Origin of the sequence: Holophaga foetida DSM 6591 (genome assembly GCF_000242615.2) — a bacterium.
Taxonomy (GTDB): domain Bacteria; phylum Acidobacteriota; class Holophagae; order Holophagales; family Holophagaceae; genus Holophaga; species Holophaga foetida.
On the sequence record NZ_KI912268.1, the window covers coordinates 2,453,197 to 2,466,582 of the forward strand.

General features: G+C 64.9%; 11 protein-coding genes and 1 tRNA gene. 5 read left to right on the forward strand and 7 right to left on the reverse strand.

All coding sequences use genetic code 11. From position 1 onward, the window contains the following. Positions 1-323: 323 nt before the first annotated feature. Positions 324-2,246, reverse strand: coding sequence for a serine/threonine-protein kinase (locus HOLFODRAFT_RS20705; protein WP_052572544.1), 1,923 nt, complete (start codon positions 2,244-2,246; stop codon positions 324-326). 221 nt (positions 2,247-2,467) lie between these two features. On the opposite strand from HOLFODRAFT_RS20705, the gene HOLFODRAFT_RS0211025 reads away from it, so the two are divergent. Together HOLFODRAFT_RS0211025 and HOLFODRAFT_RS0211030 are read left to right on the forward strand one after the other, a co-directional pair. Beyond that, complete coding sequence (locus HOLFODRAFT_RS0211025; RefSeq protein ID WP_005033025.1) at positions 2,468-4,213, forward strand: ABC transporter permease; 1,746 nt, start codon at positions 2,468-2,470, stop codon at positions 4,211-4,213. Between the two features lie 12 nt (positions 4,214-4,225). Beyond that, entirely contained in the window at positions 4,226-5,512 is a 1,287-nt protein-coding gene (locus HOLFODRAFT_RS0211030) for an ABC transporter ATP-binding protein (RefSeq protein ID WP_005033022.1), read from the forward strand. A 50-nt stretch (positions 5,513-5,562) separates the two neighbouring features. On the opposite strand, the gene HOLFODRAFT_RS0211035 is transcribed toward HOLFODRAFT_RS0211030, so the two are convergent. Further along, positions 5,563-6,072: a DUF4405 domain-containing protein gene (locus HOLFODRAFT_RS0211035; RefSeq protein WP_005033019.1), complete on the reverse strand. Its 510-nt coding sequence runs from the start codon at positions 6,070-6,072 to the stop codon at positions 5,563-5,565. Between the two features lie 164 nt (positions 6,073-6,236). Between HOLFODRAFT_RS0211035 and HOLFODRAFT_RS23100 the strand changes: the two genes are divergently transcribed. Continuing rightward, positions 6,237-7,301 carry a sensor histidine kinase gene (locus HOLFODRAFT_RS23100; protein WP_005033017.1) on the forward strand — a complete coding sequence of 355 codons (1,065 nt, stop codon included), beginning with the start codon at positions 6,237-6,239 and terminating at the stop codon, positions 7,299-7,301. Next, the gene (locus HOLFODRAFT_RS0211045; RefSeq protein ID WP_005033015.1) at positions 7,298-8,023 is read left to right on the forward strand and encodes a LytR/AlgR family response regulator transcription factor; all 726 of its coding nucleotides are present in this window, start codon (positions 7,298-7,300) and stop codon (positions 8,021-8,023) included. Before HOLFODRAFT_RS23100 ends, HOLFODRAFT_RS0211045 begins: the two co-directional genes overlap by 4 nt. Positions 8,024-8,037: 14 nt before the next feature. On the opposite strand, the gene HOLFODRAFT_RS0211050 is transcribed toward HOLFODRAFT_RS0211045, so the two are convergent. The 5 genes from HOLFODRAFT_RS0211050 to HOLFODRAFT_RS0211070 all read right to left on the reverse strand — a co-directional run bounded on the left by HOLFODRAFT_RS0211050 (position 8,038) and on the right by HOLFODRAFT_RS0211070 (position 13,167). After that, on the reverse strand, positions 8,038-9,165 hold the full coding sequence (locus HOLFODRAFT_RS0211050; protein WP_005033013.1) for a branched-chain amino acid aminotransferase: 1,128 nt from the start codon (positions 9,163-9,165) through the stop codon (positions 8,038-8,040). A gap of 75 nt (positions 9,166-9,240) precedes the next feature. Next, a complete protein-coding gene (locus HOLFODRAFT_RS0211055) occupies positions 9,241-10,119 on the reverse strand; it encodes a hypothetical protein (RefSeq protein ID WP_005033011.1) in 879 nt (292 codons plus the stop codon). Positions 10,120-10,140: 21 nt separating this feature from the next. Continuing rightward, complete coding sequence (locus HOLFODRAFT_RS0211060) at positions 10,141-11,148, reverse strand: hypothetical protein (RefSeq protein WP_005033009.1); 1,008 nt, start codon at positions 11,146-11,148, stop codon at positions 10,141-10,143. A gap of 21 nt (positions 11,149-11,169) precedes the next feature. Then, a complete protein-coding gene (locus HOLFODRAFT_RS20715; RefSeq protein WP_005033007.1) occupies positions 11,170-12,465 on the reverse strand; it encodes a thymidine phosphorylase in 1,296 nt (431 codons plus the stop codon). Between the two features lie 21 nt (positions 12,466-12,486). Continuing rightward, entirely contained in the window at positions 12,487-13,167 is a 681-nt protein-coding gene (locus HOLFODRAFT_RS0211070; RefSeq protein WP_005033006.1) for a hypothetical protein, read from the reverse strand. A gap of 90 nt (positions 13,168-13,257) precedes the next feature. Here HOLFODRAFT_RS0211070 and HOLFODRAFT_RS0211075 point away from each other — a divergent pair. Next, a tRNA-Phe gene (locus HOLFODRAFT_RS0211075) sits at positions 13,258-13,333 on the forward strand. Positions 13,334-13,386: the final 53 nt, after the last annotated feature.

Here is a 13,386-nt window from a genome sequence, read left to right on the forward strand (position 1 = left end):
GTCGCTTCGCTCCCTCTGCGTCCCCCCGGACCCCCACATGCTTGCAGGCCAAGCCTGCCGCGCATGTCAGGAAGCTCCGGCACCCGCCTGGGACCGCCCGGTCGCTTCGCTCCCTCTGCGTCCCCCCGGACCCCCACATGCTTGCAGGCCAAGCCTGCCGCGCATGTCAGGAAGCTCCGGCACCCGCCTGGGACCGCCCGGTCGCTTCGCTCCCTCTGCGTCCCCCCGGACCCCCACATGCTTGCAGGCCAAGCCTGCCGCGCATGTCAGGAAGCTCCGGCACCCGCCTGGGACCGCCCGGTCGGTCGCACATGGTTCGCCGATCAGGCGGGTCGGAGCTTTGCCCTGATTTCTCCTGCGGCCTGCAGAGCCTGGAGTGCAGGGGCGACTTCCAGCCCTCGGGACTTGCGCCATGTCAGTTCCTTCTCCCAACGACGGCACTCCAGCTCCCTCAGGAGGGGATCACAGGGCGCCATGGCCTGGGCCGCCTTCAATTTGTCTGAAGCCAACATAAAGGCCTGGAGCACCGCTTCTTCATCCTGAAGCTTTCCCGCCTCCGCCATATGGATTTCAGCCTGCAGAGCTTTGGCCTCGTATAGCCAAGGCGCGTCCAGCAGAGCCCTTTCCGCCAACTCCGAAGCCCGGCCGAGACGGGACTCGTAGAAGGCCAGCTGCGCCTCGATGAAGGTCGCGGACTCCAGAGTGGCTCCCCGGCTCTCCCTAAGGCTCGCCACGATGCGGGGGGTCCAGATTCGACCCTCCTCCGGGCGATGGCACTGGATGCGGATCAAGGCCATGGCCATGCGATAGGCCACGTCCGGCGTCCGCCCCCCCCGGCCCCAGGCTGCCTCCAGGTGGAGCAGAGCAGCTTCAGGCTCCCCCCCCGCCAAGCTGGCCCGCCCCAGGGCGTATGCGATGGGGCCCTCGGCGGCCTGCCCCGGATGGGCCCCCCGTTCGCGCATGCTCTCGATCTGCTTCCGGATCGGGACCATGTCTGTCTGGATGTTGTGAAAGGGGAGGAGGTGGATGGATCGGACCCGGGCCTCCAGGCCCATGGCTTCCAGGCCCAGCTGCTGGGCCAGCTGGACCTGCTCTGCCGCCCGGAGCCGCGCACCCACGGCCATGGCCCCGAAGAGAATCACAACCCAAAGGGCGACAGCGGCGAATACGAACTGGGCTTTTCGTTTGCGGATGAACTTCAGGCATCGGTATCCCAGAGAGTGCGCCCCCGCCAGGATGGGCTCCCCTTCCTGGAAGCGCCGGAGATCCTCCGCCAAAGCCTCGGCGGAAGCATAACGGTTATCCGGGGACCTCTCCATGGCCTTCTGGACGATGGTGCACAGGTCCTTGGGGATGGCGGAGTCCATGCGGTGCAGACTGACCGGATCCGAGGATTGGGTGCAGGCATCTGCCTCTGTCCCTTCGAAATCCCCAACGGGAGGTCTGCCACAAAGGGTCCGATAGAGCGTCGCTCCCAGGGAATACACGTCCGTCCGCCGATCCAGCAGTCGATTGTCGCCCCTGGCCTGTTCCGGGGCCATGTAGTGGGTTGTTCCGAGAACCAGACCGGTAACCGTGAACCCGGAGGCATCAGGCCCCCGGGAAAGCCCGAAGTCGAGGACGTAGGGCCTGAGGCGGCCGTTCCCCTCCCGCTCCACCATGATATTGGCGGGCTTGATATCCCGATGGATAAGCCCCTGGCCGTGGGCGGCATGGATGGCCTCCGCCACGGTCTTCATGACCTCCACCCTCTGCGGCAGGGAAAGCCGCGGGGCGAGGAAATCCAGGCTCTCCCCCACGATGAACTGCATGGCGATGAAGGAATAGCCATGCCACTCCCCCACTTCGTAGACCCGGCAGATGTTGGGATGCTCCACCGCAGCCTGGTTTTGGGCTTCCAGCAGGAAGCGCAGAACCAGCTCTGGCGAGTCCCCACGCAGGATCTTGAGGGCCACCACCCTGCGCAGGCTCGGGTCATAGGCCTGGAAAATGCGCCCCATTCCCCCTTCACCGATGAAGCGGAGGTTCCGGTAGTGCCCCCATGAGGGCAGCACAGTAGCCGTCTTGAACAGCTGGGCGGAGGGTTGTGGAGAAGGGGATTGCCAAGTCACGGCAGGGACAGCGCCCGTGCTCTCCCCGGATGACACATCCTGAGCCAGCAGCCCCTGCTGCTCCATGTCCAGGATGCCCAGGGAATCCAGACGCAGCAGAAGCTCGGCCGCCCCGTCTCCGGCCCAGGACCCCATTGCCCGACCAAGGTCGTCACAATTCAACAAGCCACGCATGAGCGCCAACCCGAGGATCTGTGCTGGATACTGACCGGTCAAGCATGCTCCTGTTTTCAACATTCTATCGGTCACACCCCTTTTCCACCATTGGAGCCTCCGGGAGGCTACCCTTTCTATATGGGGGGGTTTTGCCTGTTCCTCCAACTTGTTACGTACCCTTCAACCCATCGCGGAACACGATGCTCAACCAGCTGCTTGATACTGTCTGGGGCCAGACCAATGCCCTATTCTACCCCTTCCGGCGCCGCCGGTACGTAGACCTGTTCGTCATTCTCCTGGGCTGCGCCCTGCTCTATGGGCTGGTGCAACTCGGACACCAGTGGACCGGGGCCAAGCGCCCGGTCGTGGAGATCAACCTCTCGGTCTGGTCCTTGCCCAAGTACACCTTCTTCTCCATGATGCGCGGCCTGGCTGCCTACGTCCTGTCATTGTTCTTCACCCTGGTCTACGCCTTCTGGGCCGCCAAGGACAAGCGGGCTGAGAAGCTCCTGGTGCCCATCCTGGACATCCTCCAGAGCATCCCGGTCCTGGGCTTCATGCCAGGCCTGGTGCTGGCCCTGGCCGCCCTCTTCCCCCAAAGCAACTTCGGGCTGGAGATGGCCGCCGTTGTCATGATCTTCACTGGGCAGGCCTGGAACATGACCTTCAGCCTCTACCACTCCCTCAAGTCGGTGCCCAATGAGATGCATGAGGCCGCTACGGTCTTCGGTTTCAACTGGTGGCAGCGTTTCAAGTGGGTAGAGCTCCCCTACGGCACCTCCGGACTGGTCTGGAACAGCATGATGAGCATGGCCGGTGGGTGGTTCTTCCTGATGATCACCGAAGCCTTCAAACTGGGTGACCAGGACTTCCGCCTTCCAGGTCTGGGCTCGTACATGAGTGTCGCCGTTGAGCGCGGCAACGGCTGGGCCATGATCGCAGCCATCGTGGCCATGGTGACCATGATCGTCTTCCTGGACCAGGTCCTCTGGCGCCCCGTGGTGGTCTGGGCCCAGCGATTCCGGGTGGAAGAGACTGCTCAGGCCGACACCGCCCACAGCTGGCTCCTCAAACTCATGCGACGCTCCCGCCTGCTGAGATGGGTGGAGCACAGCCGTGCCCAGCGACGCTACCACCCCAAGCCAGGCCCCGAGAGAGGCAAGGGGAAAGGGAGCTGGGCCCTCCACCGCTGGAGCATCCACCGCTGGTTCGCCAATGCCGCCCTGGCTGCCCTCCTGCTCCTGGTCGTCTTCACCACCATCGAAATGGTGAAGTTCCTGGGCAGGGTCCAGGGTGCCCAATGGTGGATGCTCTTCAAGGCAGGGCTCCTGACCCTGACCAGGGTCATGGCCTCCACCATCCTGGGCACCCTCTGGGCGGTGCCAGCCGGGCTGGCCATCGGACTCTCCCCCCGCCTGTCCAAGCTCCTCCAGCCCCTGGTCCAGGTGGCCGCCAGCTTTCCCGCCCCCATGCTCTTCCCAATGGTGCTCGCGGTGCTGTTCCACCTGGGGGTGAGCCTCGGCTACGGCTGCGTGATCCTGATGCTCCTGGGCACCCAGTGGTACATCCTCTTCAATGTCATCGCCGGAGCCATGGCCATCCCAGGGGATCTCAAGGAGGCGGCCACCAGCTTCCGTCTCCCCCCCTGGCACCGGATGAAGGTCCTCTACCTCCCGGCCATCTTCCCCTATCTGGTGACGGGCTGGGTGACTGCTGCCGGAGGTGCCTGGAACGCCAGCATCGTGGCCGAGTACTACGACCTGAAGGGGCATACCCTGAGCACCTTCGGCCTAGGGGCCGAGGTCAGCAAGGCCGCCTACCACAAGGAGCTGGCACTGCTGGCCGCAGGCGTGCTCCTCATGTCGGCCATCGTGGTGCTCTTCAGCCGCTTCGTATGGAAGCCTTGCTACCAGCTCGCCTACACCAAGTTCTCCCTGACGAAATAAGCCGAGTCCCCCATGAACAACGCCACCCCCATCCTGGAAATCCGCGGCATCCAGAAGTCCTTTGACCGCGGCAACGGCAAGCTCCTCCGGGTCCTGGAGGACGTCAACCTCGATATCCGCCCCAACGAGGTCATCGCCCTCATCGGTCCCAGCGGCTGCGGCAAGTCCACCATCCTGCGGATCTTCGCCGGACTCATCGAGCCCACCAAGGGGCAAGTGCGCTACAAGGGCGAAAAGCAGGAGGGCCTGAACCCCAACGTCGCCGTGGTTTTCCAGGGCTTCGCCCTCTATCCGTGGATGACCATCGAGCAGAACGTGGAGGCAGTTCTCCGGGCCAAGGGCATGGCCCCGGCTGCCGTGAAGGAACGCACCAACCGCGCCATCCGCATGGTGGGCCTGGAGGGCTTCGAGGAGGCCTATCCCCGGGAGCTCTCCGGCGGCATGAAGCAGCGCGTGGGCATGGCCCGGGCCCTATCAGTCGATCCCGAAATCCTCTTCATGGACGAACCCTTCAGCCAGGTGGACGCCCTGACCGCCGAAGGCCTCCGGGCCGAAATCCTGGACATCTGGGACGACCGGGAGCAGAACCCCTCCTCCATCCTGATGGTGAGCCACGACATCAAAGAGGTGGCCTACATGGCCGACCGCATCGTGGTCCTCTCCGCCAACCCAGGGCGCATCCGGACCATCGTGGAGAATCCCCTGCCCCGCCCCCGGGAGATGCGCTCGCCCGAGTTCCTCCGCCTGGTGGACCAGCTCCACGACATCATCACCAGCACCGAGCTGCCGGATATCGCCGTCACCACGGTGGAGCCCAGCGTCGAGCAGGACATCGTGGAGTCCCTGCCCTACGCACTCAACGCCGACCTCCTGGGCACCCTCGAGTATCTGGCCACCCAGGGCGGGAGCTGCGACATCTTCCAGGTGGTAGCCCAGACCCACGTCCCCTTCGAAAAGGTCCTCACCGCCGTCAAGGGCCTGGAGATGCTGGAGCTGGTGGAGACCCCCAAGCGGAGTGTCCACCTCACGCCCCTGGGGCACCGATTCGTGGAAGCCGGCATGGACGAGCGCAAGCTCATCTGGCGCGATCAGCTCCTGGAGCTCAAGCTCTTCCGGGTCGTGCGGGAGATGCTGGACCTCCGGGAAGGCGAACTCCCCAAGGAGGAGCTCATCCAGGAGATCTCCACCCGCCTCCCCATGGAGGATCCCGAGCACACCTTCGAGACCATCGTGGCCTGGGGCCGTTTCGCCGAGATCTTCGCCTACCGCGAAGAGAAGGAAGTCCTCACCTATGAATGAGAAAAGGCACGCCATGCGTGCCTTTTCTCATCTCGAGCTCCTGCAGAATGCTATTCGTGGGACCCACCAGCCTTGGCTGGCAGGATGGCCGCCAGGGTAACCAGGGAGGTCTGGCCATTCGCCTTGGCAATCTCCCGGAGGGTGGCCTTGGAGTCGACGGCCTTGAATCCGGCCTGGATGAGCTTGCCCATCAGCTCCTGTTCAGACTGCTTGGTGATCACAGCCGCCCCTTGGAGATTCTGGTCCAGAATCACTTCGCCGGCCTGCCCGAGAACCTGCTTCGGGTTCTGCCTCTTCCCACCCATAGGAATGACCGACGCCACGGAAATAAGGGTGAAGACAATGGCAAGCGTCGCTCCCAGGGGCTTCTTTAGGTGGTTCAGGGTCGGTTTCCAGTTGATGACGATGTGGAGAATGCTTCCCACCACGAAGAGAATGCTGGTCACCTCATGCACAGGACCGGTCAGGCCCCGGATCCCGAACAGCATGAAGAGTCCGGTGAGGCAGACCACGATGAAGCTGCCGATCGTCAGGGGGGTGGCAATGGTGCGAAGGGTCATAGCGTTCTCCTAAGTGGGATTCATCGGTCCACCCATCCATGTTGGAGCTTCCGAGACATGTTTCAGGGCTACCCGGACCGAAACGCACCAGGCCAGGATCGAATGACAGAAAAGGGGGACCGAACGGTTCGTGGTCCAGGAAGCCTCTCCGCTAGACTGACTGCATGCGAGCACCAGCCGTCCTCAAGGCGACCCTGAAGCGCCTTCGGAACCCACTCTACTGGGGGGTCATCCTGGCCGTCTGCGCCCTCTGGACCCTGGTCCCCTGGAGCTTCGGCCTGGGCGACACCCATCTCCACTTGGTCCTGTCCCCACTGTATGGGAGCCTCGTCATCCTGATGATCTTCCCCATGCCGTGGCAGTGGAGTGGGGATGATCGTCCCCTGGCCTCATTCCCCAGGGGCTTGGCTCAGGCCCTCGTCTGGAATGCGGTTTGGGCCCTGGCCCTGGTCAGCGTGACCCTTGTCTTCCACAGGAAGGAGCGACCCCACCCCGGCCACCCTCCCCGCCAGGCCCAAGAGCGGCCTCCCCTGCCCTTCAACCCCAAGCCCATCCTGGGCGGGGTCTCCTTCATGGGACTGGGGCTGCTGATCGGCTGGCTCCTGGCCAACAAGGAGCGGGCAGAGGCCGGTGAACACGAGGCAATGCAGGCCGCCACCGAAGCCCGGATGCATGTTCTCCAATCCCAGATGAATCCCCACGTGCTCTTTAACGCCATCAGCGGACTCTCGGAAATGGTGCGCGAGGAGCCGGAAGCCGCAGAGAAGGCCCTGTTGAACCTTTCCGGCCTTCTCAGGGACCTGCTGGACTACAGTGCCCGGAACCGCGCACCCCTCTCCCAGGAGCGCACCATGGTAGAGCGCTACCTCGCCCTGGAACAGATCCGTCTAGGCAAACGCCTGCGGGTCACCTGGGACTGGGATCCGGCCCTGGAGAGCCGCGAGCTCCCCCCCCTGATGCTCCAACCCTTGGTGGAGAACGCCCTCAAGCACGGCATCGCCCCCCACCGCGGAGGAGGCGAAGTCCTGATCCGCCTGGCCCCCACCGAGGGTGGTCTGGAACTGGAGGTGGCCAATACCGGCGCAGGCCTGGCGGATCCCATCAAGGAAGGCGTGGGCCTGCGGAACCTGAGAGAACGCCTGGCCTTCTTCGAACCCACCGCCAGCCTGAGCCTCTCCCGGGAGGGGGACTGGACCCGCGCCCTCCTCAAGCTCGGGAGACGCCCATGAGCACCCCGCTCCGCGCCGCCCTGGCAGAGGATGAGCCCTACAACCTCAAGCGTCTAGCCCGCCTTCTCAGGGAGCAGGGTTGTGAAATCGTGGCCGAGCTGGAGGATGGCTTGGCGGTCATGGAGTGGCTCGAAGGCGGCGGAGATGCCGACGTCCTCTTCCTGGACATCCAGATGCCCGGCCTTTCCGGCCTGGAGGTTGTGGCCGAACTGGAGGGCCGCTTCCCCGTAGTCTTCGTCACGGCCTTTGCCGAGCACGCCGTGAAGGCCTTCGAGCAGGCCGCCGTGGACTATCTCCTCAAGCCGGTTTCTGCAGAGCGGCTGGCCATGACCCTGGAGCGCCTGAGGATGGCCCGGGTGCCGTCTGCGGAAACGCCCGTCAGGCCCTCCGGCCCCTTCCGCTACCCAGTCAAGGCGGGAGAGGGCATCGTGCTCGTAGATCTCTCCAAGACCACCCACTTCGAGTACGAGGACGGGAGCGTCTGGGCCCACGCCAACGGCCGCCTCCGCACCACCTGGAAGTCCCTGGCGGAAGCGGAAGCCGCCCTCGAAGGACACGGCGTCATGAAGGGGCACCGCCACCTGCTGATCCGCCCGGAGGCCATTGTGGGCCTGAAGCCCCTGGACTCCGGGCGCCTCCTGGTGCGCCTCGCCGGGGGTGCCGAGGTAGAAGTGAGCCGCGGCGCCGCCCCACAGCTCAAGAAGCGGCTGGGACTAGACTAGAAAAGCTAAGGGCCCTACACGATCCTGTGCATCCACCCATGGGTGTCGGGCTTCAGGCCGTACTGGATGTCCAGGAGGGCTCCACGCAGCTCCATCGAGATGGGGCCGAGCTGGTTCCCGTTCACCACCCAGTCCCCGCGGCGGGACTTGAAGGTGCCGATGGGGCTGATGACGGCCGCAGTGCCGCAGGCGAAGGCCTCCTTCAGGCGCCCCTCGCGATGGGCGGTCTCGACCTCGTCGATGGAGATGCGGCGCTCGCAGAGCTCGTAACCCAGCTCCTTGGCCAGGGTGATGAGGCTCTCCCGGGTGACACCCTCCAGGATGGTACCGGTCTTCTCGGGGGTGGCGATGACCGTGCGGCCCCCCTCTTCCAGCACCAGGAAGACGTTCATGCCCCCCAACTCTTCGAGGTACTGCCGGTGGATGGCATCCAGGTAAAGCACCTGCTCACAGCCCTTCGCCTTGGCGAGATTGCCCGGCAGCAGGCTGGCGGCGTAGTTGCCACCGCACTTGGCCTGACCCGTTCCCCCCGGAGAGGCCCGGACGTACTCCTCCTCCACCCAGATGGTCACGGGGTGGATGCCGCCGCTGAAGTAGGATCCAGCGGGGCCGCCGATGATCATGAAGAGGCATTCCGATGCGGACCCGACCCCCAGGTACTCCCCCTGGCCGATCATGAAGGGACGGAAGTAGAAGCTCTTGTCGTGGAGCTTCTCGGGGTCCAGGGCCTCGGGAATCCAGGCCTGATCCACCGTCGCCAGGAGATCCGCAGCGGCGCAGAAGAGGTCCTCGGGGATCTCGGGCATGGCCAACCGGTGGGCGCTGGTGTTGAAACGCTTGGCGTTGCAGATGGGACGGAAGGACTTCACGCCGCCATCGGGCTGGCGGTAGCCCTTGAAACCCTCGAAGACAGACTGGCCGTAGTGCAGCACATTGGCGGCCGGGCTCATGGAGATGGGACCGTAGGGCTTCAACTGCCCCCGAAGCCAACCCTCACCCTCGCGATAAGGGATCACGATCATGTGCTCGGAGAAGGTCTTGCCGAAGCCGGGAGCCACCATCCGCCTCTGGCGCTCCTCGTCGGAGAGCCTGGTACTCACAAGCTGGATATCGAAGAGGGAAGAAGTAAGATCGGCGTTCACAGCGGCTCCTCTGCCTCGATTCTAGTCTGATTAGCGATGTAGAGGGAGCCCATTAGAAAAAACGATGAGTGGAACCTACTTCCTTCGCCTCCTGGATGCTGGCGTTTCCGCAGGGGCCAAGCGAGCCCCCGTCTGGGCATCGATCTCCAGCAGCACTCGGCGGTTGGCAGGATCCAGGCTCCGCATCCGGTACAGGAAGCGCACCCGCGCAGCCTTGTCAGGGTATTGGGCCTCCAGATACCCCTTGGAGCCCATGATGCCCTCCACGAACTTCACCTTGTCGTTCGCGAAGGCATACTCAGCCAGAGACTTCTCCAGGGCCTTGATCTGCGAATCTTCCCTCTCAGCGCAACGGGTGTAGTAGTCCGCCTCCTTCCTGGCGGTCTCCAGGTACCCCTCGAAGGCCTGAGCACTCTTGGTATTCTTCGCGAGGCTTTCCTCCTCCTTCTGGACCAGCTCCAGCTGCTGGAGCTCACCGGCATCCGGGTTGGGCTTGGCGCGCAGGGACTGGATGTAGTCGCCATTCTCGGCCAGGCTCCTGCGACTCCGCTCCACAAGATCCCGGTAGTAGCTCACGAGGGCCGGGAACCTCGCCGCCACCTTGTCCGCGTTGGTCCTGGCGAGGTCCTGGGCCCTTTGGAAATAGCTGAGGGCCTGCTCCCAGTCCCCTGAGGCATCCGCAGCCCTCGCGGCCAGGGCATAGGCGTACAGGTACTCCCGGTATGCCCCATAGCTGGCCAGCTGGGCAGGAGGATCGGCCTCATCCCAGGCGGCCACTTGGCCCGGCAGAAGGGCTTCGGCCTTGGCACGGGCCTCGATGGCTCTGCACTCCACCAGGAGCCTCTCCACCCCGGGAGCCTCAGCCCGAAGGCGTCCGGAGAAGCTCTGAAGTTGCGGAGCCTGGGCCATGAGGGCCGCAGGCACCAGGACGAGGAGGGCGTGGTGCATCGACATGTTGCTTCCTTTTCCGATTGGCTACTTGCTGGGGGAAGGCTTCTTCTGGACGACCTTCCCATCGGAGAAGGGCTCCCGTCCCTGCTCCAGGTTGGCCAGGGCCCTGGCGGCCGCCTGGTTCTCCGGGTCCAGCACCAGGAAGCGGTGCAGGATGTTGGCCTGCTCCTGGGACGTCGGGAGCTTGCTCAGATTGCCGGGCACCTTCATGACCGCCGCGACCCAGGCCTTCGCCCCGGTGACCGGCACCTTGGGACGAGGCTGTCTGGCGTTCTGGCCCCTGTTGAAGCTGTCGATCTCGGCCGCCTGCCCCTTCAGGCTCCCCTCGACCTTGTCCAGAGCAACCCTGGCCTCCTGGATCTGGGAATCCACGGCCTGCCGGAACTCGGAGCACTTCAGGGCGAACTGTTCGTGGCGCGGGACGGCGTCCCGGTGCCAGGCGACCCTCCCCTTCATCTCGCCCAGCAGCTCTTCCTGCTTTGGGGCCTGGGCTGCCCGGGCCTTGAGGTCCGCCAGCTGCCTGGAGTCCAGCTTCACCTTCTTCTCATTGAAGGCCTGGATGTCAGCCTGGAGCGCCAGGAGCCTCTTCTCCAGCTCAGCGGCGCGGCCCTCATTCTCGGCAAGATAGGCCCGCCCCTCGTCCAGGGTCCTTTTCCAATCAGCCTCCAGAGAGGCCAGGGCGCCATTCAGCTCCCCTCGCAAGGTCTCGGCATACGCCACGCGCTGACGGCAGACCTCCCGAGCCTTTTCCCACTGACCCGAAACAGCCAGGGTGTTCGCCTGGAGCTTCAGGATCGCCAGCATGCCCTTCCCGGATTCCAGGCTCTGCCCGATCTCCTTGGGCTGGAAGACAGGCGGGCGGGAGGGCACCAGCGCGTCCGCCCTGGCGCAGGCCTCCCGGTATCTCAGGTCCTTCAGGGCCCGGGTCACGGCGGGGACTTCGTCGTTGTAGCACTGGACCAGGTCAGCCGGGGCCTGGGCAGCCACTCCCAGCGAGACCAGGGCGGCGGGAAAGAGGATGGAGGATCGCACGATGATCTCCTGGGAATCGGGCTATTCCACCACTCCCAGGAGCCAAGGGGAAGCGGCAAGTGGCGTTTCCGACCAGCACACCGCCGCAAGGAAGCGGTCGGGATCGATCGGCACGCCAGCCTTCGCGTAGATCGTGAAAAGGACATCCCCGGCCTCGACCCGTCCCCCCACAGTTCCGTGAACCTTGAGGCCCACCCCCAGGTCCAGGACATCCCCCTGATTGCGCCGCCCCGCCCCCAGCTCCATTGCGAGGATGCCCAGGGAACGGCTGTCGAGGGCCTCGATCCAGGCACTGCGGCCGGAGCGGATCTCCACCCGCTGCCCTGCCTGGGGCAGACGGGAGAAGTCGTCGAGGCAGCGGACATCGCCGCCGTTGTGCCGGGTCCAGGCCCGGAAACGCTCCATGGCCTCCCCGGAGTGGACGACCCGCTTCACCTCTTCCATGGCGCTCTCGATTCCGTCGGCCACACCACCGAGCACCAACATCTCCCCCGCCAGGCGGAAGCTCATCTGGGCCAGAGGGCATTCACCGTGCCACCCCTTGAGGATCTCCACGGACTCCATCACCTCCAGGGCATTCCCGATGGCCCAGCCCAGGGGCTCCTCCATCCGCGTGAGGAGAGCCTTGATCCGCATCCCGTGGGCCCGCCCCACGTCCACCATGCTCCTGGCCAGGGCCTGGGCCTCTTCCAGGGTCCGCATGAAGGCCCCTCCGCCGCACTTCACGTCCAGCACCAGGGCGTCGGCCCCCCCGGCGAGCTTCTTGGACATGATGCTGGCGGTGATGAGGGGAATGGACTCCACCGTGGCCGTGATATCCCGCAGCGCATAGAGGCGGCGGTCCGCCGGGCAGATGTCCCCGGTCTGGGCGCTGTTGGCGAAACCCGTCGCCCGGAGGCTCTCCCTGAAGGCCTCAGGCTCCAGTTCCACCCGCAGCCCGGGAATGGCCGAATACTTGTCCACGGTCCCACCCGTGTGGCCGAGGCCTCGGCCGCTGAACATGGCGCAGGGCACCCCGCAGGCCGCCACCACAGGACCGATGATGAGGGTGGTCTTGTCCCCCACCCCGCCGGTGCTGTGCTTGTCCACCTTGGTTCCGGGAATGGCGGAAAGGTCCATCCGATCCCCGGAGTCCCGCATGGCCAGGGTCAGAGCCAGGGTTTCTTCCGTATCCATGCCCCGCCAACAAATAGCCATGAGCAGGGCCGCGCTCTGTTCGGGGGGCACGCTGCCGTCCACCACGCCCCGGACCCAGGCTTGGATCTGCTCCGGCGCAAGCGCACCACCCGTCTTCTTGGCATGGATCAGGTCGTACATCCGCACGGCAGCCCCCGCAGATCAGATGCCCTGGATGATGCGCTCCGCCTTCCGGGTGTCGCCCTTATCCTTGAAGCGGGTCTTGAATTCCGCCAGGTCCTTCCAGGCCTGCTCACGGTTCCCCTGGAGGCTGTCGAGCTCCAGCTGGGTATCCCAGAAGAGGGAAGCCCAGGGGGTGTCCGGCCCGGCGTCCTTGCGAAGGGAAGCCAGAACCTGGGCAGCCTCCTTGTCCTGGCCCATGGCCAGGGCCTTCTGGGCGGCCCGCAGGCGGTCCCAGGGCTCGGAACCCCTGAGGGGGACAGCCCCCTTTCCATCGAGGGAGAGCTTCCAGGCGGCCACCAGGGCCTCTGTGCCGGCGCGCTGGGAGGAAGGCGCCGCCTTGGCCAGGGCCTCCAGGCGGGGCAGGTTCTCCCGCATCCTCTTTTCCAGGTCCTGGGTGGGAACCGGAGTCAACCCGTTCCCCTGGGCGGCCATCACCACCTCACCCACCGCAGCCTCATGACGTTCCACAGCCCCGGCCCGCCAAGCCCGGATGCCGAAGAAGGCGACCACCACCACCAGGACCGCCCCGACCCCGATGAGCACCGGCTTCAGCAGCCCCTCCTGGACTTCGTGACCCGAGGCTAGGTTCCGCTGGAAGGCCTGCAGGCTCTGGGCAGGCTTCTGGACCTGAATTTCCTTGCTTTTGATATTGGCAGCCATGGCTCGTCCACTCCGAAGACTCCAGAATGCCGCAAGCCACGCCCACTTCACACTTGAAAAAGCGACCGACCCTGGTAAGCTGGTTGATGCGCCTCGATAGCTCAGTTGGTAGAGCAATGGATTGAAAATCCATGTGTCGGCGGTTCGACTCCGTCTCGAGGCACCAGTGAAACCCCTGAATCCGCAAGGATTCGGGGGTTTTCGGTATTGGGATTGCAC

Excerpts from the sequence above, each read along its gene's own strand:
- HOLFODRAFT_RS20705 (WP_052572544.1), bottom strand. The coding sequence starts at position 2,246 with ATGGGGTCCTGGGCCGGAGACGGGGCGGCCGAGCTTCTGCTGCGTCTG.
- HOLFODRAFT_RS0211025 (WP_005033025.1), top strand. The coding sequence starts at position 2,468 with ATGCTCAACCAGCTGCTTGATACTGTCTGGGGCCAGACCAATGCCCTA.
- HOLFODRAFT_RS0211030 (WP_005033022.1), top strand. The coding sequence starts at position 4,226 with ATGAACAACGCCACCCCCATCCTGGAAATCCGCGGCATCCAGAAGTCC.
- HOLFODRAFT_RS0211035 (WP_005033019.1), bottom strand. The coding sequence starts at position 6,072 with ATGACCCTTCGCACCATTGCCACCCCCCTGACGATCGGCAGCTTCATC.
- HOLFODRAFT_RS23100 (WP_005033017.1), top strand. The coding sequence starts at position 6,237 with ATGCGAGCACCAGCCGTCCTCAAGGCGACCCTGAAGCGCCTTCGGAAC.
- HOLFODRAFT_RS0211045 (WP_005033015.1), top strand. The coding sequence starts at position 7,298 with ATGAGCACCCCGCTCCGCGCCGCCCTGGCAGAGGATGAGCCCTACAAC.
- HOLFODRAFT_RS0211055 (WP_005033011.1), bottom strand. The coding sequence starts at position 10,119 with ATGTCGATGCACCACGCCCTCCTCGTCCTGGTGCCTGCGGCCCTCATG.
- HOLFODRAFT_RS20715 (WP_005033007.1), bottom strand. The coding sequence starts at position 12,465 with ATGTACGACCTGATCCATGCCAAGAAGACGGGTGGTGCGCTTGCGCCG.
- HOLFODRAFT_RS0211070 (WP_005033006.1), bottom strand. The coding sequence starts at position 13,167 with ATGGCTGCCAATATCAAAAGCAAGGAAATTCAGGTCCAGAAGCCTGCC.